Consider the following 21815-nt stretch of genomic DNA (forward strand, 5'->3'; position numbering starts at 1 on the left):
TTCCAGAATTTATTGGAACTGGTTATGAAGGTGTATCAATTAAGAATGTTTTACAAATGTCCTCTGGTGTAGAGTTCAACGAAGATTACAGTGATTTTAATTCTGACATTAATGTATTGGGGCGCTATTTTGCTTTAGGAATGCCTATGAGAGATTTTGCAAAAAGATTGAAAAGATCAAGAAAACCTGGTACTTATAACCAATACGTTAGTGTAGACACCCAAGTTTTGGGCATGATTCTCACTAAAGCTACTGGCACGTCAATTTCTGAATACATGGCTAAGAAATTGTGGGAACCCATAGGGGCGGAATCAGATGCCTATTGGATAATAGACAATGAAGGCATGGAATTTGCCATTGGAGGGCTTAACTGTACAGCTGTAGACTATGCTAAAATTGGACAGCTATTTCTTGACAACGGTAATTGGAAAGGAAAACAATTAATTAATTCCAGCTGGGTCAGGGCTTCAACTACTCCTGATGCCCCTCATTTAATGCCTGGCATAAGACATAATGCAAAGAGAAAAGAGGGATATGGCTACCAATGGTGGATTCCTCTTGAAGCAAAAGATGAATTTAACGCTCAAGGTATTTATACTCAATTTATATATGTAGACCCCGATAAGGATATGGTAATAGTAAAATTATCGTCTAATTACCATTTCAAGAATGATACCACAGGGTTCTTTCATGACCTCGAGATTGCACTTTACAGAACTATTGCTAATTCCTTGTAAAGCCAAATAAATTCCCGTTAAAATAAAAAGCCTTTATAACAAGTAAGCTATTATTTATTTAAATTCAAGCTTTAATTCTTTTAATAATTGCAAGAATTGCTGCTATGGTAAGAAGTAAGGACATAATTCCAATAATGCATAACAGAGCGACAATTATCACTCCAAGTACGACTTCCCCGTTAGGAATATAGGGACTTTTTCCTTCAATGTTCTGCTTAACTCCTTGAATAATATGGGCAATTCCAAATAGTAAAGTAAAAAAACTTATAAAACCTGATATTATAAGAATAACTACATTTAATAAAACAGGTTTGTTTAATAGTGGATTTCTCATAACATTCTGTGCGTCTAACCTTTTCAAGTTACAAAAAAAATAATAACTAATTGTTTGCATCCACAGTCGTACTTTTAGATAAAAAAGAAACCTCTCTAAAACAAAAAAGCATCCCAATTCCGAAACATCGGAAAAGGAAAGCTTTCCATTGGTTACCAAGTGTTACTTTGGTAAACTACATCACGCCTTAGGCGTGAACAACACAACTACTTTTACTTGCCAAAAAAAGCCCTAATCTCTTAGAGCTTTTAGCAATTTGGCGGTCTGGACGGGACTCGAACCCGCGACCTTCGCCGTGACAGGGCGACATTCTAACCAACTGAACTACCAGACCGTTGCGCTATTGCGGATGCAAATATACATGGCTTTTTTTATATCTCAAATCTTTTTCAAAGTTTTTTAAAAATATTTTTATCCGAATTTTTGCCGCTCTATCATATAGGTGGTGAGGATATTATTAAAATCTTTATTGATATCTGCTTCTACATATTTTATCTTGTATTGCGCACATTTTAAGCGTAAAGCAGCAAAATAATCTTCAACCGCTTGTGTGTAGTTTTCCTTTATGGAATCTGCATATAAATTAATATGCTCTCCCGTTTCCACATCTATAAAGCGTTTCGGTTTGTTGTCAAAATCGAATTTCAGCTCCTTTTCTTTATCAAATACATGAAACAATATCACTTCGTGCTTGTTATATTTTAAATGCCTTAATGCTTCAAAAAGCCTCACATCATCTTCGGCCGTTTGAAACATATCTGTAAACAAAAAAATCATGGAACGCCTGTGGATTTTTTCAGCTATCTCATGTAGATATTTAAAAGTTTCGGTTTGTTTATTTAATGGTTTTGAAATAACGGCTTCGCTTAAATGGTTCAACAGCATTTGGTGGTGCCGCTCACTTCCTTTCTCCGGAGCATAGTAATCGTAAGCATCACTGTAAATACTTAAGCCCACTGCATCGCGCTGCCTTTTTAAAATTTGCATTAATGAAGCAGCAGCTAGTACCGAAAACCCAATTTTGTTTAAATGCCCGATGGAAAAGGAATCCATTTTCGGATAGTGCATCGAGCTACTGTTGTCTAAAATGATATGACACCGTAAGTTCGTTTCATCATCATAGCGCTTCGTGTAAAGCTTGTCTGTTTTGGCAAACAATTTCCAATCAATATGGCGCGTGCTCTCTCCTTGGTTATAAATTTTATGTTCAGCAAATTCTGCCGAAAACCCATGAAAGGGACTTTTGTGCATCCCAGCAATAAACCCTTCAACCACTTGCTTCGCAAGAAGTCCGAGGTTTTTAAAACCTTCCGCTTTATTTAATTCCGTTTGTAAATCCAATTAAATAACCTTATCGACGATACCGTAGGCCACTGACTCTTCAGCACCCATCCAATGGTCTCTGTTAAAGTCTTTCATTACTTTATCAAACTTTTGCCCACAGTTATCTGCTAATATTTTAGCACTCAGTTCTTTGGTTTTCAATATTTCCTGAGCAGTAATTTCAATGTCACTTGCCGGACCACGAGCACCTCCGCTAGGTTGATGTATCATCACACGAGCGTGTGGTTGAATAAACCGTTTACCTTTAGTGCCAACCGAAAGAAGTATAGAGCCCATTGATGCCGCCAATCCGGTGCATATGGTCGAAACATCACTCTTTAAAGATTTGATGCAATCATACATGGCGAAACCAGAGGTTACATATCCTCCCGGGCTATTGATGTACAGGTGAATATCTTTGGTTTCCAAAGCATCCAAATAAAGTAACCTATCGATTACGTGCTTTGCAGATTCGTCATCTACTTGCCCCCACAAAAAAACTTTGCGCTCTTCAATGAGCTTGTTATCAATGATATCCTGAATTTTTAATGTTTTGCTCATAGTTCTAATTATTTGCATCTAAAATAAAAAAAGGTTTGCCATAATGGCAAACCTTTTCAATTTTCTTTTTCCTCTGTATTAATCAACTTTTTTGAATATCAGATGAAACAGCTAAAATTATATTCAATTAAAATTGAAATCTAATGTTTTGGTGCTTAACAATTTATTACAAAAGCGAATCAATCGCGTCTGTGTATGCATTTTTAGGAGCAACCCCTACTTGTCTTCCAACAACCTCACCATTTTGGAACACCAAAACTGTTGGGATGTTACGTACACCGTACTTGGCTGCAAACTCTTGGTTGGCATCAACATCTACCTTTCCAACAACAGCCTTGCCATCATATTCGTCACTGATTTGTTCAATGATTGGACCTACCATTCTACATGGTCCGCACCAAGCTGCCCAAAAATCTACCAATACGGGTTTATCACTTTTTAAAACCGTTTCCTCAAAGGTTGCATCCGTTATCTCTACTGCCATAATATTTATATTTAACAAGTTCTTTATTTATTTTAAAACACAAAATTAGTCAAAAAAAACTCTAAAGTTTACAAACCGTCAATTTGTTTTCCTTATAGCTTTATCAATTCACATTATTACAATAGCTTACATCTCCAAAACAATTTAATTCAATCTAAAATAACAGTCTAAAATTAATTTTATTGAGTCCTCAAATTCCTTAAATTGTTTCCAAAACTCAAAGCGACAAATATTCCTTGTTAGCTAAATCCAAAATCAAAAGCATCTAAGAAAAACCAAAAGAATGGATTATCTTTGCAAGGTTTAAAAAGCATTTAAATTCTAGCCACGTGCAATGACAAAAATCAATGTTATCATTCCTGCTTACAACGAAGGCAGTTCAATAGCTCAAGTTGTAAATGATATCCCAAAAACTGTTGATGAAGTTATTGTAGTAAACAACAATTCTACAGATGATACTGAAATTAACGCACAAAAAGCAGGCGCAACCATTTTAACTGAAGAAAAAAAAGGCTATGGATATGCTTGTTTGAAAGGCATGAGCTATATAGCCAACAAAAAGGAAAAACCAGAAATTGTGGTTTTTCTGGATGGCGATTACAGTGATTATCCCGAAGAACTGGATAAAATAGTTGCCCCAATTATTGAAAAAAATATAGATTTTGTTGTTGGCGCAAGAGTGAAAAAACTAAGAGCAGAAGGCTCGATGACCTATCCGCAAATTTTAGGCAACTATCTAGCAACCAGTTTAATGAAATTATTTTTTGGTTCAACATTTACAGACCTCGGACCATTCCGGGCCATTAAATATGTAAAGTTACTTGGCCTAAAAATGGAAGACAAAACCTATGGCTGGACAGTTGAAATGCAACTTAAGGTTTTGAAACAAAAATTATCATATATTGAGGTGCCCGTACATTACAGAAACAGAATTGGTGTTTCAAAAGTATCTGGTACGGTAAAAGGTGCTATATTTGCAGGCATAAAAATCTTGGGTTGGATTTTTAAATACAGTTTTAAAAAATGATAGTAGAAACGGCAACAATTATTATTTACACCATTTCGCTTTTGCTCATATTTATGTATGCTTTGGCACAGTTAAACTTATTGTTTAACTATTTGTCTTCCAAAAAGAAGCAAGACGATTGCCCTAAATTCGATTTATCAAACCCTGATGAAGTTCCTTATGTAACCATTCAGCTTCCTGTGTACAATGAAATGTACGTTATGGAACGCTTACTTGACAACATTGCCGAAATTGATTACCCCAAAGACAAACTTGAAATTCAAGTTCTGGATGATTCTACAGATGAAACCGTTGAAAGTACCCGCGAACATGTTGAAAAACTCCAAGCCACAGGGTTGGACATAAAACACATTACCCGAAAAGACCGTACAGGTTTTAAAGCAGGAGCATTGAAAGAAGGCTTAAAAATTGCCAAAGGAGAATTCTTGGCCATCTTCGATTCTGATTTCCTTCCCAAAAAAGATTGGCTAAAACGTACCGTACCTTATTTTAAAGATGAAAAAATAGGTGTTGTACAAACCCGCTGGGGGCACATCAACAGGAATTTTTCCTTACTTACAAAAATTCAAGCCTTCGCCCTCGATGCCCATTTTACATTAGAGCAGGTTGGCAGAAACAGCAAAGGACATTTTATAAATTTTAACGGCACCGCCGGTTTGTGGCGAAAGAGTTGCATCATTGATGCTGGCAACTGGGAAGGTGACACCCTAACTGAAGATTTAGACCTAAGTTACCGCGCCCAATTAAAAAATTGGAAGTTCAAGTATTTAGAGGACGTAGAAACCCCTGCCGAACTGCCAGTAGTTATAAGTGCGGCACGTTCGCAACAATTTAGATGGAACAAAGGAGGCGCCGAAAACTTCCGAAAAATGCTTGGTCGTGTTATAAAAAGCCATGACATTTCTTTTAAAACTAAGATTCATGGACTATTACATCTCTTGAATAGCACCATGTTTTTAAACGTACTTATTGTTGGGGTATTGAGCATACCTATGCTTTACATTAAAAACGAATATGCCCATTTACGCCCATATTTTTACGTCATGAGCTTTTTTGTAATGAGCACCATTATCTTTTTTATTTGCTATTGGTTTATGTACAAAAACATTTATGGCCCCGGCTTTAAAAACTTTATAAGATATATTGGGATGTTTTTTGTGTTTTTCTCTATTGCCATGGGTTTTTCGCTTCACAATTCCATAGCCGTTTTAGAAGGTCATTTGGGGAAAAAATCTGAGTTTGTTCGTACTCCAAAGTTCAACCTTAGCAAATACAAAGACAACTGGAAAACCAATAAATACATGAAGAAAACCGTATCGGTACATGTTATTTTTGAAGGTTTGCTTATGCTTTATTTTGCCTTTGGAATGTACAGTGCTTTCATTGTAGGAAACCAAGGTGGTGATTTCGGACTTTTCCCTTTTCACCTCATGCTTTTTGCAGGTTTTGGCTATGTATTTTTTAAGTCGTTGCTCTCAAAAGTATAAAACTTCAGCTTACGCCATACCCGTTTTGGCATTACATTCTTTGTTTAGTTGACCGGAAACTTTAAAGGGGAAGAATAGCATTTAATGCTATATTTACCTTATGCTTTTAAACAAATCCTTTTTAAAACTTAATAGACTTCCGCTATTAATGGTCTTATCAAGCGGATTGTTCTATTGGGCATTCGGATATGACTTAACCCGAATAGATTATGTGAAGCTTTTAATGCTCTATGCCGCCTTGTTCTACATGTTTTACAAACTGGTGCAGATATTCAAAAGTAACCTAAAACTTCTAACGTATCTAGCTTTTAGTTTCAGGGCCATTTTTATTATAGCCATACCGAACCTTTCACAAGATTTCTACCGTTTTATTTGGGATGGCCGAATCATTTTGGCGGGAATAAACCCCTATTTGTTTACCCCAGAATCCTTCATTATCCAAGGTAATTTTCCAATAATGCAAGCCAAAGAATTATACGAGGGCATGGGTGCTTTAAGTGCTGGGCATTTTACCAATTACCCGCCCATAAGTCAATTATGTTTTACCATTACTGCTTTTTTTGCAGGTAAAAGTATTTTGGGTTCTGTTGTAATTATGCGCCTATTAATTATTGCATCCGATTTTGGCACACTTTATTTTGGCAAAAAACTCCTAGAAAAACTCAAAATCCCATCGCACAACATCTTTTGGTATATTTTAAATCCATTCATTATAATAGAACTTACCGGAAATCTACATTTTGAAGGCATTATGATTTTCTTTTTGGTGTGGGGCTTATATCTGTTGCTAATCAAAAAATGGCAATGGGCAGCAGTAGTTTTGGCGCTCTCCATTTCAGTAAAATTAGTGCCACTGATTTTTTTACCCTTGTTTTTTCAATGGTTTACAAAAGGCGTCGACATTGCGAACGGAAGGAAACAATCTGCTTCAAATAGTAAGATTACTTCACCGTTGCCCCGTCCTAGTGACAAAAACAATTGTGTTTCGACTGCGCTCAACCTGACAAGGTTAACTCTGTTTTATGCCATTGTAGGCTCTGTAACATTATTGCTTTTTGTGCCTTTTTATTCTTCAGCATTTGTAAATAACTATACCGAAACCGTGGCTTTATGGTTTCAGGAATTTGAGTTTAATGCTAGTTTGTACTATTTGGCACGCGAAAGAGGATATGCTTTTAGAGGCTATAATGAAATTGCCATTATTGGAAAAATAATACCCTTTATTGTTGCCACCTTTGTTATAATAATTGCTTTTTTCAGAAGTAACAAAACCACAGTTCAACTCATCACCGCCATGTTGTTCGTGCTATCGTTTTATTACTTTACGGCCACCACAGTACATCCATGGTATGTTGCAACACTTTTAATTTTATCGGTGTTCACCAAATATAAATTTCCATTGCTTTGGAGCTTTGTTATCATTCTGAGTTACTTAGCCTATCTGGGGGTCAATAGCATAGATAAATCTGAAAACCTGTTGGTTATCGCTTTGGAGTATACTTTGGTTTATGGTATATTTATTTGGGAAGTTTTTATAAAAAAGGCTTCCAAAAAGGAAGCCTAAATTTTGAAGCCATGTTTCAATATTAATTCAGAATGAAACTAAGCCTTTTCTAGATTGGTTATGGTATTAATTTCTTCTTCATCCTCATAACCATCTGCATCTTTTGTAACCTTAATTTCCTTGTTAAAGGTGATTTTAAACTTTGCTCCCACAAGGTCATCCGAATTCAAGTTAAATGCTTTTAGCACAGATTCCTCAACTTTTTGAAAGGTCAGGGTGTGCTCTTCATCATCCTTTCCTTTGGTAATAAAATTATAGCCATAATCTTCGTGTCCATCGTAAGTAGCGAACACAACAAGTCCATTTTGAGCTTCCGAAACACTAAAAGAATCTTCATAAGTGATTGCTTTTGTATACCCTGAAAGCGTGAAAAGCAAGAGTAGCAAACTACTTAAAAGTATTAATTTTTTTGTTTTCATCGTAGTAGATATTTTGGTTTATCATCTATTGGAAATCGAATTCACCGCACCCGATCTACCTATGAATTTTCACAAAAACTACTGAAATCCAGTTAATTAAAGATACATATTAATCTAACATCTTTTTTAAAATACATTAAAAAGTTTTGCAATAAACATATCAATAACCTCAATAACAATTAGGATGATAATAATCCATTCCAAACGGCTGCTTTCTTTATGATCCATGATGTCTTTAAAGAGCTCAAGGTTTTCTTTAATGATTTCTATTCTGTCGTGAATCAATCGGTAACGGTCAGTTAAATCGAACGAATATTTTAAATCTTGATTGAGTTTATTGAGTTGCTCATTTTCCCAAGTAATATCTGGCGAATCAAAAATGTACAGATTCTCTGAAATTTTGTTTTTAATGTTAAGTGCCTTCCCAATAAAGCGTTTCAGTTTGTTTCCAGAGATATCCAGCTTTCCGTATTCCTCAAGATAAGAGGTGTGTTTGTTGGTTTCATTAAGTAGTTCTTCTGTAATTTCGGAATACCTATCTAGTGCTACAGACTGCGAAGTGTTCAGCATAACCAAACGAACCATTTCTTGATCCATTCTGGGCAATACAATCTTATCAAACTGGACCTTTAATGTCCCTTGCTCGACAACCACTTCTGCAGATTCTGATAGTTTTTCAGAAAAATAATTATTACAAAACGGTCTTATTTTTTGTAAAGCTTCATCTATTGCATGTTTCTCTAAGTTAAAAAAACTGACCATCCCATATTGAAACAGGTATACAAACGCATTTTCCGAAATCTTGTAATACAGCTCGTCACTATCTTGAAAAAGCATTTGCCACCGCAAATGATTTTTGCTTTCTTTGATATTGATAGTACTCGCCACTTGATAAGCAACGGTTACGTACATTACTTTTTGAAGGTATCCTCGGCGTTTTTAAAACTCTTGAATTCGATTAAATAGTCGTTTGGATCCTTGACAAAAAAAGACTGGTGTTCTCCCGATTTACCTTGTAGAAATGTAGATTCCTTTACCAAATCCAGTTTTTGCTCCCTTAGTTTTTTGTAGATTTCACCCCATGTTTTGGTATCTAAAATAATTCCAAAATGAAATGAAGGAAGCATTTTGCCTTCAAACACATAATTAGGGCTATTAAAACTGAATTTTCCCGATTTAATGAAGGTGACTTGATGCCCATATAAATTTACATCAATCCAGTTTTGGGTCGATCTACCCAAGGACGCACCAATATTGGTGTAAAAACTACTGGTCTCTCTTACACTTTGGCAAGGTAAAGACATGTGAAAGGCTGTTTGCATAGCGCATGATTAAAGAGGTTTTAAACTTTCAACTCTGTAAATAACATCGTCTCCGTCTTCATCTTCAACAAATGTTATTCTAAAATCCTTATCAATTAAGCTTTTATCGTTTTTTAAATCGAATTGTTTTAAAACGCGCGGGTGCACTTCTTCAAAGGCCAATTCCTCACCGTTTTCAAACCAAAATGTAAAGTAACCGTTTTTGTAGTGCTTAAAAGCGGCTGTTCTCATGGTACTGTAATTTATTAGTCGTTATCGTCATCATCTGAATCCTCATCAACCATGTCTGGTTCTTGGATAGCATCTGGGTCGTTGTTATCAAAATCTTCGTAATCGTCCTCATCATAATTCTCCATAGTGATTGCCAATTTGGTACTAACTTTCACTAAATATTTGGTGTCGGCAGTTGTTACTTCAACAGCTTCTATAATTTCGTTATGCTGATTTCTGAAGGATATGATTTGGTCGTCATCATAACCATCAGGGTATTTTTCAACTAAAAGCGCTAAAATCTCTGGGGTTAATTTTTTAAAATCTACAATGACACGCTTTAAATTATCATTTCTATTTTTCATGGGTTGATTTTTTTATTCCGTTTAGGGTAACATTTGAGTTTTGTTGATCTAAATATAATATTTATGATTGTTTAATTCGAATAACATCATAAAAATCTTTTCTTCTGTCTTTTAGGTTCTTTACGGCGCCAAAGGAATGCAGCTCGCGCAATAAACTTATATCTACGTCTGCAACCAAAATCATTTCAGTGTTTGGTGTTGCTTCTGCTTTAATGCCACTACTAGGAAAAGAAAAGTCGCAAGGTGTAAAAACAGCCGATTGTGCATATTGTATATCCATGTTATTAACATTGGGTAAATTACCTACACTACCCGCTATGGCAACGTAGCATTCATTTTCTACAGCTCTAGCCTGAGCGCACAAACGCACTCGTGAATAGCCATTTTGTGTATCCGTCAAAAAAGGAACAAATAAAATATCCATACCCTCATCGGCGAGCAAACGAGATAATTCTGGAAACTCAGAGTCATAACAAATTAGAATACCTATTTTACCACAATCCGTACTAAAAGTTTTCAGTTTATTGCCTCTTTGCATGCCCCAAACCTTAGCTTCATCTGGAGTAACATGTATTTTTTCATAACGCTCGACACTGCCATCTCTACGGCACAAATAGCCAACATTATATAGTTTATCCTCCACAACTTCAGGCATACTTCCAGAAATTATATTAATGTTGTAGGATATTGAAAACTCCTTTAGTTTATTAATTATGGTTTCTGTAAATCTTGCCAATTCTCTAATCGCATCTGGTTCATGCAAATGGTTGAATTCTGCCATTAAAGGGGCATTGAAAAATTCTGGGAACACTGCAAAATCAGACCTATAGGCCGCAACACTATCAATAAAATATTCTACTTGTTGCATGAGTTCACTCAAACTATGATAGGGTCGCATTTGCCATTGAATCAATCCGAGCCTTACAATAGTTTTTACTGTGCTGGCCTTTTTACTTGGTTTGGTGTAGTAAATATTATCCCACTCCATAAGCACGGCATATTCATTGGATGCCGTATCTCCTTCCAAATAGCCTTTTAAAATACGTATTGGGTGAAAATCGTTAGAAATTTGAAAGTTTAGCACAGGATCGTTTATTTCTTTGCGCTTAACCTTTTCTATATATTGTTTTGGAGTGAGCTCTTTATGTTTATGATAGTTGGGCATTCTACCACCAAAAACAATACTTTTTAAATTCAATTGCTCGCAAACTTCCTTTCTGTAATCATAAAGACGCCTTCCCAATCGAAGACCTCTATAAGCAGGTTTTATAAAAACATCAATACCATAAAGCACATCGCCATCTGAATTGTGGTTTTTAAACGATTCGCCTGCAATGATATCTTGGTAGGTATGGTCGGCATCAATACTGTCATAATCCACAATTAAGGATAGTGCGCAACCGGCAATATCGCCATCTACCAGAATTACAACCTGCCCTTCTGGAAATATTGAAGTTAAATCGGAAATGTGATGTTTTTTCCAATATGAATTTAGAACACCGCCGTACGACTCCAAAGTAGCCGCTTTCAATTCCTCGTAATCATCAATGGTGAGGTATCGAAGTTCAACGTTTTCTATGTTTTCAACTTTAGACATTACCAACCCAATAAATAAGCAAAAATTAAAGGTGCTACAATTGTTGCGTCACTTTCTACAATATACTTTGGTGTATTAATATCCAATTTACCCCAGGTTATTTTTTCGTTTGGCACGGCTCCTGAATATGACCCATAACTTGTTGTAGAATCACTTATTTGGCAGAAATAACTCCAAAATGGCGTATCGGTCCGTTCCATATCCTGATACAGCATAGGCACAACACATATTGGAAAATCACCTGCAATACCACCGCCAATTTGGAAAAAGCCAATTCCTTTTTTGGAATTTTCAGTGTACCAATCGGCCAAAAAGGTCATGTACTCAATACCCGATTTCATGGTACTTGCTTTTAATTCGCCTTTTAGCACATAGCTTGCAAAAATATTGCCCATAGTACTGTCTTCCCAACCTGGGCAAACAATTGGCAAATTCTTTTCTGCCGCAGCATACATCCATGAGTCTTTTAAGTCAATTTCATAGTACTGCTCCAAAACGCCTGACAATAGCATTTTATACATATACTCATGCGGCAAATAGCGTTCGCCCTTGGCATCAGCTTCCTTCCAAATTTCATAAATATGTTTTTGTAAGCGCCTGAATGCCTCGTGTTCTGGAATGCAGGTATCTGTAACTCGATTTAGTCCTTTTTCCAATAAATCCCACTCTTCTTGCGGGGTTAAATCACGGTAATTAGGTACACGCTTGTAGTGTGAATGGGCTACCAAGTTCATGATATCTTCTTCAAGATTGGCTCCTGTGCAAGAAACAATTTGCACTTTATCCTGACGTATCATTTCTGCGAAACTTTTGCCCAATTCGGCAGTACTCATAGCACCTGCCAAGGAAACCAGCATTTTTGCGCCAGACTCTAGCTGAGATTCATAGCCTTTTGCCGCATCCACTAAAGCAGCGGCATTAAAATGTAAATAATGTTTTTCTATAAATTGTGAAATAGGACCTTTTGTAGTTGTCATCATCAAATTTTATGTCGTTATTTTTTTACTGAACTGCTGTAGACTTCATGACCTTCAACAGTTTCTTTATACTGTTCGTAACCCAATATTTTTAATAAATCTTCGCTTTTTTGCTGTTCGCTAAATAACTTGGTTGTAATATTTCCATCAGCATCCCTATCAATCAAAATATGTTTTGGTGATGGGATTAAACAATGTTGTAAACCGCCAAAACCCCCAATGGTTTCTTGGTAGGCTCCAGTATTAAAAAAGCCTATGTACAAGGGTTTATCAATATTATATTTTGGGAGATAAATGGCGTTCATGTGCTGCTCACTGTTGTAATAATCGTCGCTATCGCAAGTTAAACCACCCAACAATACACGCTCGTAACTATCTTGCCAACGGTTAATAGGTAACAGGATAAAGCGTTTATTAATAGCCCATGTATCGGGCAAGGTAGTAATAAACGAAGAGTTTATCATATTCCATTTTTCTCGGTCATTTTGCTGTTTTTGGTACAAAACTTCGTAGATGGCACCTCCGCTTTCCCCAACGGTAAAACTTCCAAATTCTGTAAAAATATGAGGCACATCGACATCCTCTTCATCACAAGCAATTTTGATTTGATTGATAATTTCATCAATCATATACTCATAATCAAACTCAAAAGCCAAAGAGTTTTTTATTGGAAATCCCCCACCTATATTCAAACTGTCCAATGTTGGGCAAATCTTTTTCAGATTGGTGTAAACCTTCAAACACTTTAATAATTCGTTCCAATAATAGGCATTGTCGCGAATACCGGTATTAATGAAAAAGTGAAGCATTTTAAGCTTAACTTTTTTATTGTTGGCAATCTGGCTTTTATAAAAAGGCACGATGTTTTTATAACCAATGCCCAAACGTGAGGTGTAAAACTCAAATTTAGGTTCTTCTTCAGAGGCTATTCTGATACCGACATTGAACTTGCCCTTGATTTCTTTGGAAAGCAAATCAATTTCCTCATAATTATCAATAATTGGTATGGCATTTTTGTGGCCATTATTAATTAAACGGGCAATATTTGTAATGTACTGTGCACGTTTAAAACCGTTACTAATTACATAAGTTTCATCGGTTATTTTTCCGGATGCTTTTAAATTTTCAACTATATCAATATCAAAAGCAGAAGAGGTTTCTATATGAATGTCATTTTTTAAGGCCTCATCCAAAACATGTTTAAAATGAGAACTTTTGGTACAATAGCAGTAGTTGTATTTTCCTTTGAATTTATGTTCCCTAATGGCATTGGCAAACCATGTTTTTGCCCTTTTAATATTATTTGATATCTGTGGCAGATACGTAAATTTAAGCGGCGCTCCGTATTGCTTTGTGAGTTCCATTAAATCTATGTCATGGAAATGCAACTGGCCTTTATCAACTTTAAATTCTTCGGTAGGAAAATCAAAAGTTTGATTGATTAAATCAATGTATTTAGTATTCAATTTATTTTTTAATTAAAGTTAAAAATGCAATAGATAGTTTAACTACAGGTTAAGATAATAAAAAATAAATAATATCAAATTTGGATTTCCCTACAAGTGGTAGGTACAAAAGCAAACTCATGCTGAATAGCATAAATTGGAGAAACGGAAGTTAGCTTTAAAATTCGGTCGCTTAAGCGGTAAGCTGCTTTTGAATATGACTTCCTAATTTTCAAAAGCCCGAACATAGAAACAGGTTTCAAATTGTTCAGCTAAAAGAGTGGAACAAATGTAATTTTTTTTTCAATACAACTGAGAAATTACATTTTTTTTTGAATTTTTTTCAAGCAAAAGAAAAGTCAGTTTTTTACATCGAAAAAACTGACTTTTACAACCAAACTATTGTCACCTTAAAACTATAAAAATCAACTTTTTGATTCGCTTAAATGGATGCCTTGTTTCAACAAAACGGCACCCATAGCTAATAACCAAACCACCTTAACATGGAACAATGGTTTATAGATTTCAAAATTATCTGGAATAAATAAAATAACGGACATAGCGGCAAATCCCAGCAAAATTGTAAACCAACTCAGCCAAGTGCTTACCATTTTCCACTTGATTAGAGCAAAACCTAAAAGCACTAAACCAACTCCTGAAAATATGCGCCCAAAGCGTATAAAACAAGTTACATATTGGTTAGTAAATAAAAGGTTATACATGAAATCTTCCAATTCTTCAGCAGACATGCCAACAGTTTGTCCAACACCCCAAGCACCATGGTTATAATAATAAGCTGAAGCAATAGCCAATGTAAAAGTGCCTATTATTGTCATACCAGCCCCAGGTAAAATAACCACGCGATAAGGTTTTCTTGCCGTGGCAGCCACAAAAGCGAACAGAGCAATGCCCATTGTTACCCAACCAAAGATATGAATGCGATACATCCAAATCCAGTACCATACATTTTTGCCTACCTCAGTAAAATCTGAAGCCACAATATATTCACCTATATGATGTGGTGATAAAACCCAACCAAACCATAATAATAGCGCAGCCAAAATAAACGCCCATCCTGTGAACCTTGTTTCGAAGTCTTTTTTAATATTTTCCATCAAATAATTGTCTTTAAGTACTTTGCAATATAGATTTATACTTTACTCTTCTATGTAATATTTGTTACATAAGAGAATTCTACTTATTGAAAACACTAAAATGATTTGATGTTCATTAAATCTAAAACAAGTTTATGTTGGCAAAAAAGCAAGTTATCAGACAGAATTTTGTCTACAAAGTTCCTCTATTTGCTTGTTCGCGTTCAATAGATTCGAAAAGCGCTTTAAAATTGCCAGCCCCAAAACCACGAGCCCCCATGCGTTGGATAATTTCAAAAAATAACGTAGGCCTATCCTCAACTGGCTTGGTGAAAATTTGTAACAAATAGCCCTCTTCATCGGCATCAATCATAATACCCAAGTTTTTTAAAATTTCGATATTCTCTTGAAGTTTATGGCTGTGTTCTTCCAAGCGGCCAGGGACAGCTTTATAATATTCCTCTGGTGGTTTAGATAAAAACTCTACTCCCCTTTGTCGTAATTGTGTTACTGTGCCAATGATATCATCGGTTGCAACCGCTATATGCTGCACTCCTGAGCCTTCATAAAAATCAAGATATTCCTCAATTTGCGATTTCTTTTTCCCTTCTGCAGGTTCGTTTATAGGGAATTTTATGCGACCATTACCGTTACTCATTACTTTACTCATCAATGCGGAGTATTCGGTATGGATTTGCTTATCATCAAAAGAAAGGAAGTTTTCAAAACCCATAACATCTTCATACCATTTCACCCATTTGTTCATTTGTCCCCAACCAACATTACCAACCATGTGGTCAATATATTTTAATCCTACCGGCTCTGGATTATAATCTGATGTCCACGCCAGAAATCCTGGCAAAAATGCACCATTGTAATTTTTGCGCTCAACAAACATGTGTACCGTTTCACCATAAGTGTAAATTCCCGCCCTAACGACCTCACCAAATTCGTCTTTTTCAACACGAGGTTCCATGTAAGATTTGGCACCCCTACTTGTTGTTTCTTGGTAAGCGTTTCTGGCATTCTCAACCCAAAGGGCTATTACCTTTACGCCATCACCGTGTTTTACAATATGCTCATTAATTGGTGAACTACTACTAAGTGGTGTTGTTAAAACCAATTTGATTTTGTCTTGTTTTAGCACATAACTTACAGAGTCTTTGGAGCCTGTTTCCAAACCTTTATAGGCGTAGGATTGAAATCCAAAAGCTGTTTTATAAAAATGCGCTGATTGTTTGGCATTACCTACATAGAATTCTACATAGTCTGTTCCCAAAAGTGGCAAGAAGTCTTGTGCGCCTTCAAATATTTTTTCTAAACCGTAGTTTACTGATTTTATGTCTTTACTCATGATTAGATATTGATTTGTTTATTTGTGTAGTCGTTTAATTGATAACAAATATTTACTCTAGCCACGATTTAAAATAACTTTCGTCAGCTATTTTAAGGGCTTCTTCGGTTACTTTTAATGGCTTAAAGGTGTCAACCATTACAGCCAATTCTTCAGTTTCAGTTTTTCCAATGCTTCGTTCCGTTGCTCCAGGATGTGGCCCGTGAGGTATGCCGGCTGGGTGCAAGGATATATGCCCTGCCTTAATATCATTTCTACTCATAAAATCACCATCAACATAATACAGCACCTCATCGCTGTCTATATTACTATGGTTATAGGGCGCTGGAATGGATTGTGGGTGATAGTCATACAAACGCGGTACAAAACTACACACTACAAAGGCATCGGTCTCAAAAGTTTGATGAACTGGCGGCGGCTGATGAATACGCCCAGTAATCGGTTCAAAATCGTGGATGGAAAAAGCATACGGATAATTATAGCCATCGTACCCAACCACGTCAAAAGGATGAGAGGCATAAACCATCTCGATAATGTCGTCCTGCTTTTTAACTTTGATCAGAAACTCACCAGATTTGTTATTGGTTTCCAGTTCTTGTGGTCTTCTAATATCCCGTTCGCAAAATGGTGAATGTTCCATTAATTGCCCGAACCAATTTCGGTAACGTTTTGGGGTGTAAATAGGGCGACGCGATTCTACAATAAACAGCCTGTTGTCTTCCGAATCAAAATCCATTTTATAAATGACCCCCCGTGGAACCAATAAATAATCGCCATACTTAAAATCCAAATTTCCTAAATGCGTTCTTAATTTCCCGGAACCTTTGTGAATAAAAATCAATTCGTCGGCATCGGTATTCTTATAAAAATAATCTTTGGTTGATTCTTGCGGCGCTGCCAAAATAATGGCACAATCACTATTAATCAAAACAGTTTTTCTACTATCTAGAAAGTCCTTTTCAGGTTTAACCTGAAACCCCTTAAAACGATAGGATTGTATGTTATTAGCCTTGGCAATTTTTGGCGCCACACTATATTGTTTTCTTATCTCTTTTACTTGAGTGGGGCGCTGCTCATGATAGCTGTTTGTATACATGCCATCAAACCCAATAGTGCCAAAAAGCTGCTCGTAATATAGACTACCATCTGGCTTTCTAAACTGGGTATGGCGTTTATGCGGAATATTTCCTAATTTATGATAAAAAGGCATTTTTTTAAATTTAAAAGTTAACTCTAAGAAAATCAATAGATTCTACTAAAGATAGTGAATTTAAAGAAGATTCCCGTCAAAACGGGAATGGCAATAAGGCCTACTTATTCAGGATTTCTCTTGATAAGGAAATGTAGAAATTGTAATAAGTCTGGCCAAAAAGGAATCATAGTGTAACAAATATCGTAATTTCTTCGGAGTTTTTAAATTTCAGAATCCTAAAAAGCTAGAACCAAAAACCAAGATTGAAAAACCACTTACTCTCACCTCTTTCTGGTGAATAACTATACTTTGCTTGAACGGGGCCCAAAAATGTTTCAATGGCATACCCCAAAGCATAACCTCTGTAGTCTGGCAACGTAAACCATTCACCCGAATCAAAAATATTGTCTTCTACATTTGCCCAATTGCCCTCTAGAGTTATGTGGTGCTTTTTAAAGATTTCATAGTCTGCAATGGCCCAAGATTTTACATAACTATTTCCTGTTAAGGTAATAAAATCGTAACCCAAAAAAGGCACGAAATTGTTAATCAAATTGGCACCGTAGCCCCCTAATGCAAAATCGAGTGTTCTGGTAGATTTATCACCCAATTTAAAACCGCCGCTGGTCTGTAAATTAAAGGACAATTTATCTGAAACGCTAAACGCATAGCCCATATCGGCCTTGGCAATTGAAAAATCCTTAAAGTCGTCAATAAAACCAGAAGCATACAGGTAAATGTTTAAATCGCCATTAAAATACACGCCACGTTTAGGAAAATATTTATCATCATAAGTATCTAATTTTAAGTTGCCAAAAAGACTTAAATAATCTGTGTTCTCAAACAAAAAATTATCATTTGGGTTAGTTCCTGAAATGGTTTCAGATTTTATTTCCAACCGCTTATGTTCCACACCCATACCAAGGGAAAAATCCCTCCTGAACAGTGTTTGCAAATAGAATTGATTGGTTTGGTCCTCTAGTTTTACATCAAGATTTCTCAAACCTGTAGCAGCAATTTGGTCATCATCCAACAGTAGCTGTGCACTAATGCCTTTATTAAATTGATTGTATCTAGACCTTAACCCAATACTCCAATAAAAACCCTTGTCAATTAAATATTCAAAATTATACCGCACATTATCCCCAAGAATAATATCTAACGAGCCCACATCATTTTTAAAAAACACGCGTTTTTTTGTGAGGTTTAACAATGCGCTGGTTTTATATAAATCGTCATAATGAATTCCCAATTTTAAAAATGTATTTACTTGGGACTCCTTAACATTGGCCATAAAGTCATAACCTTCCTTTCCTTCAGTTTGCTTAAGCTGATATTGAAATGCATCAAAATTATTGGTGGCCACCACGTTATAAATACCTTCATTAAAATCTTTATAACTAATTTTTTCATCACTTTTTAATTTCAGCTTCCCTAAAATGTAAGCTCTTGTATAGTTTTTGTTCCCTTTAAATTCAAAGTTGTTGATTTTAATACTATCCATTGGTTTTGGATGGAACACGTCTTCCATTTCATCATCGCTGCAAGAAGCCAAAGTTCTTAGCACATTTAATTTAGATAAAGCAGATTCTCTACCTTCTTCAATGATGTTACCTACTTTATCAAAAGCAACCACATTGTAATCTTTAATGTTTGGTTTTATGTAAACATCGGTTTGTTTCGATTTTAACTTCATGGCATTGATGGTGCGGAAATTGTTTATTTGCATTAAAACCTCAGGTGCAGAAACTAATTCTTCGCGTTTGGCCAAACCGTCCTGAACATCAACACCAATGATAACGTCCATGCCCTTATCCCGCAGTTCATCAATAGGGTAATTATTCACCACACCTCCGTCAATTAAAATTTCATCGTCAATTATTACGGGCTGAAAAAGCGAAGGCAAAGCACCACTCGCCATAATTGATTGGGTGAGATTTCCGCTGTCCAAAATAACTTGTTGCCCTGTTTCTACATTTGTAGCAATGCAGAAAAACGGAATGGGCAGGTTACTAAAATCGTTAATATGATTGACGGGAAGCAAGAGCTTTAAAATTAAACCATAGGCTACATTGCCACGCGATAATGCTGATGGCAACTTAATTTTAAAATCATTAAAGGGAAGTGTAACGGCATATTTTTCTGAATTATCACGCTCATAAAAAGCTTTTGATGCACGGGGCAAATCGTCGTTAATGATGTTGTCGAAATCAACTAATTGAAAAATGGAATCGAGTTCCTTACCGGAATAGCCTGAGGCATACAATGCACCTATAATAGCACCCATACTCGCTCCAGCAATGTAATCTACCTTTACACCCAAGCTATCAATAACCTTTAAAACGCCAACATGGGCCAAGCCTTTTGCACCACCACCACTTAACACCAAGCCTATTTTTGGCTTGATATTTTCTGTTTCATTTTGTGCCTGTACAGAAAATGAAGCGAGTAGAATTAGGGTTAATATGATGGGTTTTAACTTCAATTATTTGTTATGATAATAATTATAAATCTTTTCGGCGCGCGACACTCCAACCACAGCTTCCAATTCGTCCAATTTGGCATTGGCTACCCGCTTTGCCGATTTAAAATGCTTCAACAAATCAACAACCGTTTTTTCGCCCACACCGGGTATAGTTTCCAATTCGGTATTTAATGCACTTTTACTGCGCTTATTCCGGTGGTGCTCAATACCAAAACGGTGCGCTTCATTACGTAATTGCTGAATTATTTTTAAAGTTTCACTTTTCTTATCTAAATATAAGGGAATTGGGTCATTTGGATAAAATAATTCTTCCAAACGTTTCGCAATTCCGACAATAGCAATTTTGCCCCTCAAACCCAAAGCATCCAAACTTTTTAATGCCGACGATAATTGGCCTTTTCCACCATCAATAATAATGAGCTGTGGAAAAGGTTGGTCTTCATCCAAAAAACGCTTATAACGGCGATATACCACTTCTTCCATGGATGCAAAATCGTCTGGGCCTTCAACGGTTTTTATATTGAAATGCCGATAATCCTTTTTACTCGGTTTGCCATTTTTAAACACTACGCAAGCTGCTACTGGATTGGTGCCCTGTATGTTGGAGTTGTCAAAACACTCAATATGGCGCGGTTCTTCCGAGAGCCTTAAATCGGCTTTCATTTGAGCCATAATACGGTGGGCATGCCTATCGGGGTCAACAATCTTCATCTGCTTAAACCGCTCCATCCTATAATATTTGGCATTGCGGAGCGATAAATCCAGAATATGTTTTTTATCACCCAACTTAGGAATAGTTAATTTAACATCTTCACCTAAATTGACTTTAAAAGGCACATAAATTTCTTTGGAATTTGAATTGAACCGATGCCTGATTTCGGTAATGGCCAACTCTAAAAGTTCCTTATCGGTTTCATCCAATTTCTTTTTTATTTCCAACGTATGCGCCCTAATTATAGAACCATAAGATAGCTGTAAAAAATTGATGTAGCCGTAACTTTCGTCACTTATAATGGAAAACACATCTACATTGCTAATTTTTGGATTTACAATAGTAGATTTAGCTTGGTAATTTTCTAAAATATCAACTTTATCTTTAATTTTTTGAGCGTCTTCAAACTGCATCTGCTCGGCATATTCATGCATTTGTGCTTTAAATTGTTGTAGCGAGTCTTTAAAGTTTCCTTTTAAAATTTCCTTTATGGCTTTTATATTTTCGTTGTATTCCTCCTCGGTTTCCAAATCCTCACACGGACCTTTACAATTTCCTAAATGGTACTCTAAACATACTTTATATTTTCCTGCCTTGATTTTTTCTTCAGCCAAATCGTAATTGCAGGTACGCAAACTGTAAAGACCTTTTATTAAATCGAGCAAAGTTTGCACCGTTTTCACACTAGTGTAAGGTCCGAAATATTCACTGCCATCTTTAAAAACACGTCGGGTAGAAAACACCCTTGGGAACCGTTCATTTTTAATACAAATCCACGGATAGGATTTATCGTCCTTTAGCATCACATTGTAGCGTGGTTGATACTTTTTTATGAGGTTATTTTCCAGCAACAATGCATCGGTTTCTGTATCAACCACAATATGCTTGATGTTGGCAATTTTTTTTACCAACACTCTGGTTTTGCCACTGTCGTGTGTTTTTGTAAAATAAGAGCTAACCCGCTTCTTTAAATTTTTGGCTTTGCCTACGTAAATTATGGCACCTTCTTTATCATAATATTGATAAACTCCAGGTTGGTTGGGCAGGGTTTTTAATTGTATCTCTAAATCGGGGGTATCCATTCTTGTAAAGGTAATTATTTTAATTTTTCCTACTTGATTATCCC

Annotated in this window: 21 protein-coding genes and 1 tRNA gene; 4 read left to right on the plus strand and 18 right to left on the minus strand. The window is 36.0% G+C overall.

From position 1 onward, the window contains the following. The coding region (locus tag ACB104_RS04560; protein WP_370477102.1) for a serine hydrolase domain-containing protein at positions 1–737 on the plus strand (737 nt) is incomplete at its 5' end. A gap of 64 nt (positions 738–801) precedes the next feature. Here the strand turns inward: ACB104_RS04560 and ACB104_RS04565 are convergent. The 5 genes from ACB104_RS04565 to trxA all read right to left on the minus strand — a co-directional run bounded on the left by ACB104_RS04565 (position 802) and on the right by trxA (position 3439). Further along, entirely contained in the window at positions 802–1131 is a 330-nt protein-coding gene (locus tag ACB104_RS04565) for a hypothetical protein (protein WP_370477103.1), read from the minus strand. A 197-nt stretch (positions 1132–1328) separates the two neighbouring features. Beyond that, positions 1329–1405, minus strand: a tRNA-Asp gene (locus ACB104_RS04570). A gap of 77 nt (positions 1406–1482) precedes the next feature. Continuing rightward, complete coding sequence (locus ACB104_RS04575; protein ID WP_370477104.1) at positions 1483–2412, minus strand: DUF58 domain-containing protein; 930 nt, start codon at positions 2410–2412, stop codon at positions 1483–1485. After that, on the minus strand, positions 2413–2955 hold the full coding sequence (locus tag ACB104_RS04580; RefSeq protein WP_370477105.1) for a ClpP family protease: 543 nt from the start codon (positions 2953–2955) through the stop codon (positions 2413–2415). A 166-nt stretch (positions 2956–3121) separates the two neighbouring features. Next, the gene (gene trxA / locus ACB104_RS04585) at positions 3122–3439 is read right to left on the minus strand and encodes a thioredoxin (RefSeq protein WP_370477106.1); all 318 of its coding nucleotides are present in this window, start codon (positions 3437–3439) and stop codon (positions 3122–3124) included. A gap of 334 nt (positions 3440–3773) precedes the next feature. On the opposite strand from trxA, the gene ACB104_RS04590 reads away from it, so the two are divergent. From ACB104_RS04590 to ACB104_RS04600, 3 genes are all read left to right on the plus strand, one after another. Then, on the plus strand, positions 3774–4466 hold the full coding sequence (locus tag ACB104_RS04590) for a glycosyltransferase family 2 protein (protein WP_370477107.1): 693 nt from the start codon (positions 3774–3776) through the stop codon (positions 4464–4466). Further along, positions 4463–5953 (plus strand): cellulose synthase family protein, encoded by a 1491-nt coding sequence (locus tag ACB104_RS04595; protein ID WP_370477108.1) that lies wholly within the window; start codon positions 4463–4465, stop codon positions 5951–5953. The genes ACB104_RS04590 and ACB104_RS04595 overlap by 4 nt, the downstream gene beginning before the upstream one ends. Positions 5954–6101: 148 nt before the next feature. After that, positions 6102–7517, plus strand: a complete 1416-nt coding sequence (locus tag ACB104_RS04600; RefSeq protein ID WP_370477109.1) for an MptA/MptB family glycosyltransferase — start codon at positions 6102–6104, stop codon at positions 7515–7517. Between the two features lie 38 nt (positions 7518–7555). Here the strand turns inward: ACB104_RS04600 and ACB104_RS04605 are convergent, their stop codons facing one another. The 13 genes from ACB104_RS04605 to uvrC all read right to left on the minus strand — a co-directional run bounded on the left by ACB104_RS04605 (position 7556) and on the right by uvrC (position 21771). After that, entirely contained in the window at positions 7556–7936 is a 381-nt protein-coding gene (locus ACB104_RS04605) for a hypothetical protein (protein ID WP_370477110.1), read from the minus strand. 126 nt (positions 7937–8062) lie between these two features. After that, positions 8063–8848: an RMD1 family protein gene (locus ACB104_RS04610; protein WP_370477111.1), complete on the minus strand. Its 786-nt coding sequence runs from the start codon at positions 8846–8848 to the stop codon at positions 8063–8065. Then, entirely contained in the window at positions 8848–9258 is a 411-nt protein-coding gene (locus ACB104_RS04615; RefSeq protein WP_370477112.1) for a VOC family protein, read from the minus strand. Before ACB104_RS04615 ends, ACB104_RS04610 begins: the two co-directional genes overlap by 1 nt. 9 nt (positions 9259–9267) lie before the next feature. Beyond that, positions 9268–9489: a hypothetical protein gene (locus ACB104_RS04620; RefSeq protein ID WP_370477113.1), complete on the minus strand. Its 222-nt coding sequence runs from the start codon at positions 9487–9489 to the stop codon at positions 9268–9270. A 14-nt stretch (positions 9490–9503) separates the two neighbouring features. Beyond that, on the minus strand, positions 9504–9833 hold the full coding sequence (locus ACB104_RS04625) for a hypothetical protein (protein WP_370477114.1): 330 nt from the start codon (positions 9831–9833) through the stop codon (positions 9504–9506). Between the two features lie 61 nt (positions 9834–9894). Further along, a complete protein-coding gene (locus tag ACB104_RS04630) occupies positions 9895–11430 on the minus strand; it encodes a carbon-nitrogen hydrolase family protein (RefSeq protein WP_370477115.1) in 1536 nt (511 codons plus the stop codon). Beyond that, positions 11430–12407, minus strand: a complete 978-nt coding sequence (locus ACB104_RS04635; protein ID WP_370477116.1) for a deoxyhypusine synthase family protein — start codon at positions 12405–12407, stop codon at positions 11430–11432. Before ACB104_RS04635 ends, ACB104_RS04630 begins: the two co-directional genes overlap by 1 nt. A gap of 17 nt (positions 12408–12424) precedes the next feature. Beyond that, entirely contained in the window at positions 12425–13873 is a 1449-nt protein-coding gene (locus tag ACB104_RS04640; protein ID WP_370477117.1) for a type III PLP-dependent enzyme domain-containing protein, read from the minus strand. Between the two features lie 404 nt (positions 13874–14277). Then, a complete protein-coding gene (locus tag ACB104_RS04645) occupies positions 14278–14967 on the minus strand; it encodes a hypothetical protein (RefSeq protein ID WP_370477118.1) in 690 nt (229 codons plus the stop codon). 172 nt (positions 14968–15139) lie between these two features. Further along, entirely contained in the window at positions 15140–16300 is a 1161-nt protein-coding gene (gene hppD / locus ACB104_RS04650; protein WP_370477119.1) for a 4-hydroxyphenylpyruvate dioxygenase, read from the minus strand. A 52-nt stretch (positions 16301–16352) separates the two neighbouring features. Then, positions 16353–17510: a homogentisate 1,2-dioxygenase gene (locus ACB104_RS04655; RefSeq protein ID WP_370477120.1), complete on the minus strand. Its 1158-nt coding sequence runs from the start codon at positions 17508–17510 to the stop codon at positions 16353–16355. Between the two features lie 226 nt (positions 17511–17736). Continuing rightward, the gene (locus ACB104_RS04660; RefSeq protein ID WP_370477121.1) at positions 17737–19977 is read right to left on the minus strand and encodes a patatin-like phospholipase family protein; all 2241 of its coding nucleotides are present in this window, start codon (positions 19975–19977) and stop codon (positions 17737–17739) included. Then, entirely contained in the window at positions 19978–21771 is a 1794-nt protein-coding gene (gene uvrC / locus ACB104_RS04665; RefSeq protein WP_370477122.1) for an excinuclease ABC subunit UvrC, read from the minus strand. Positions 21772–21815 lie beyond the last annotated feature (44 nt).

Source organism: Tamlana flava (assembly GCF_041287255.1).
Lineage (GTDB): Bacteria > Bacteroidota > Bacteroidia > Flavobacteriales > Flavobacteriaceae > Tamlana > Tamlana flava.

Excerpts from the sequence above, each read along its gene's own strand:
- ACB104_RS04565 (WP_370477103.1), bottom strand. The coding sequence starts at position 1,131 with ATGCAAACAATTAGTTATTATTTTTTTTGTAACTTGAAAAGGTTAGAC.
- ACB104_RS04580 (WP_370477105.1), bottom strand. The coding sequence starts at position 2,955 with ATGAGCAAAACATTAAAAATTCAGGATATCATTGATAACAAGCTCATT.
- trxA (WP_370477106.1), bottom strand. The coding sequence starts at position 3,439 with ATGGCAGTAGAGATAACGGATGCAACCTTTGAGGAAACGGTTTTAAAA.
- ACB104_RS04590 (WP_370477107.1), top strand. The coding sequence starts at position 3,774 with ATGACAAAAATCAATGTTATCATTCCTGCTTACAACGAAGGCAGTTCA.
- ACB104_RS04595 (WP_370477108.1), top strand. The coding sequence starts at position 4,463 with ATGATAGTAGAAACGGCAACAATTATTATTTACACCATTTCGCTTTTG.
- ACB104_RS04600 (WP_370477109.1), top strand. The coding sequence starts at position 6,102 with ATGGTCTTATCAAGCGGATTGTTCTATTGGGCATTCGGATATGACTTA.
- ACB104_RS04605 (WP_370477110.1), bottom strand. The coding sequence starts at position 7,936 with ATGAAAACAAAAAAATTAATACTTTTAAGTAGTTTGCTACTCTTGCTT.
- ACB104_RS04610 (WP_370477111.1), bottom strand. The coding sequence starts at position 8,848 with ATGTACGTAACCGTTGCTTATCAAGTGGCGAGTACTATCAATATCAAA.
- ACB104_RS04615 (WP_370477112.1), bottom strand. The coding sequence starts at position 9,258 with ATGCAAACAGCCTTTCACATGTCTTTACCTTGCCAAAGTGTAAGAGAG.
- ACB104_RS04620 (WP_370477113.1), bottom strand. The coding sequence starts at position 9,489 with ATGAGAACAGCCGCTTTTAAGCACTACAAAAACGGTTACTTTACATTT.
- ACB104_RS04625 (WP_370477114.1), bottom strand. The coding sequence starts at position 9,833 with ATGAAAAATAGAAATGATAATTTAAAGCGTGTCATTGTAGATTTTAAA.
- ACB104_RS04630 (WP_370477115.1), bottom strand. The coding sequence starts at position 11,430 with ATGTCTAAAGTTGAAAACATAGAAAACGTTGAACTTCGATACCTCACC.
- ACB104_RS04635 (WP_370477116.1), bottom strand. The coding sequence starts at position 12,407 with ATGACAACTACAAAAGGTCCTATTTCACAATTTATAGAAAAACATTAT.
- ACB104_RS04645 (WP_370477118.1), bottom strand. The coding sequence starts at position 14,967 with ATGGAAAATATTAAAAAAGACTTCGAAACAAGGTTCACAGGATGGGCG.
- hppD (WP_370477119.1), bottom strand. The coding sequence starts at position 16,300 with ATGAGTAAAGACATAAAATCAGTAAACTACGGTTTAGAAAAAATATTT.
- ACB104_RS04655 (WP_370477120.1), bottom strand. The coding sequence starts at position 17,510 with ATGCCTTTTTATCATAAATTAGGAAATATTCCGCATAAACGCCATACC.
- uvrC (WP_370477122.1), bottom strand. The coding sequence starts at position 21,771 with ATGGATACCCCCGATTTAGAGATACAATTAAAAACCCTGCCCAACCAA.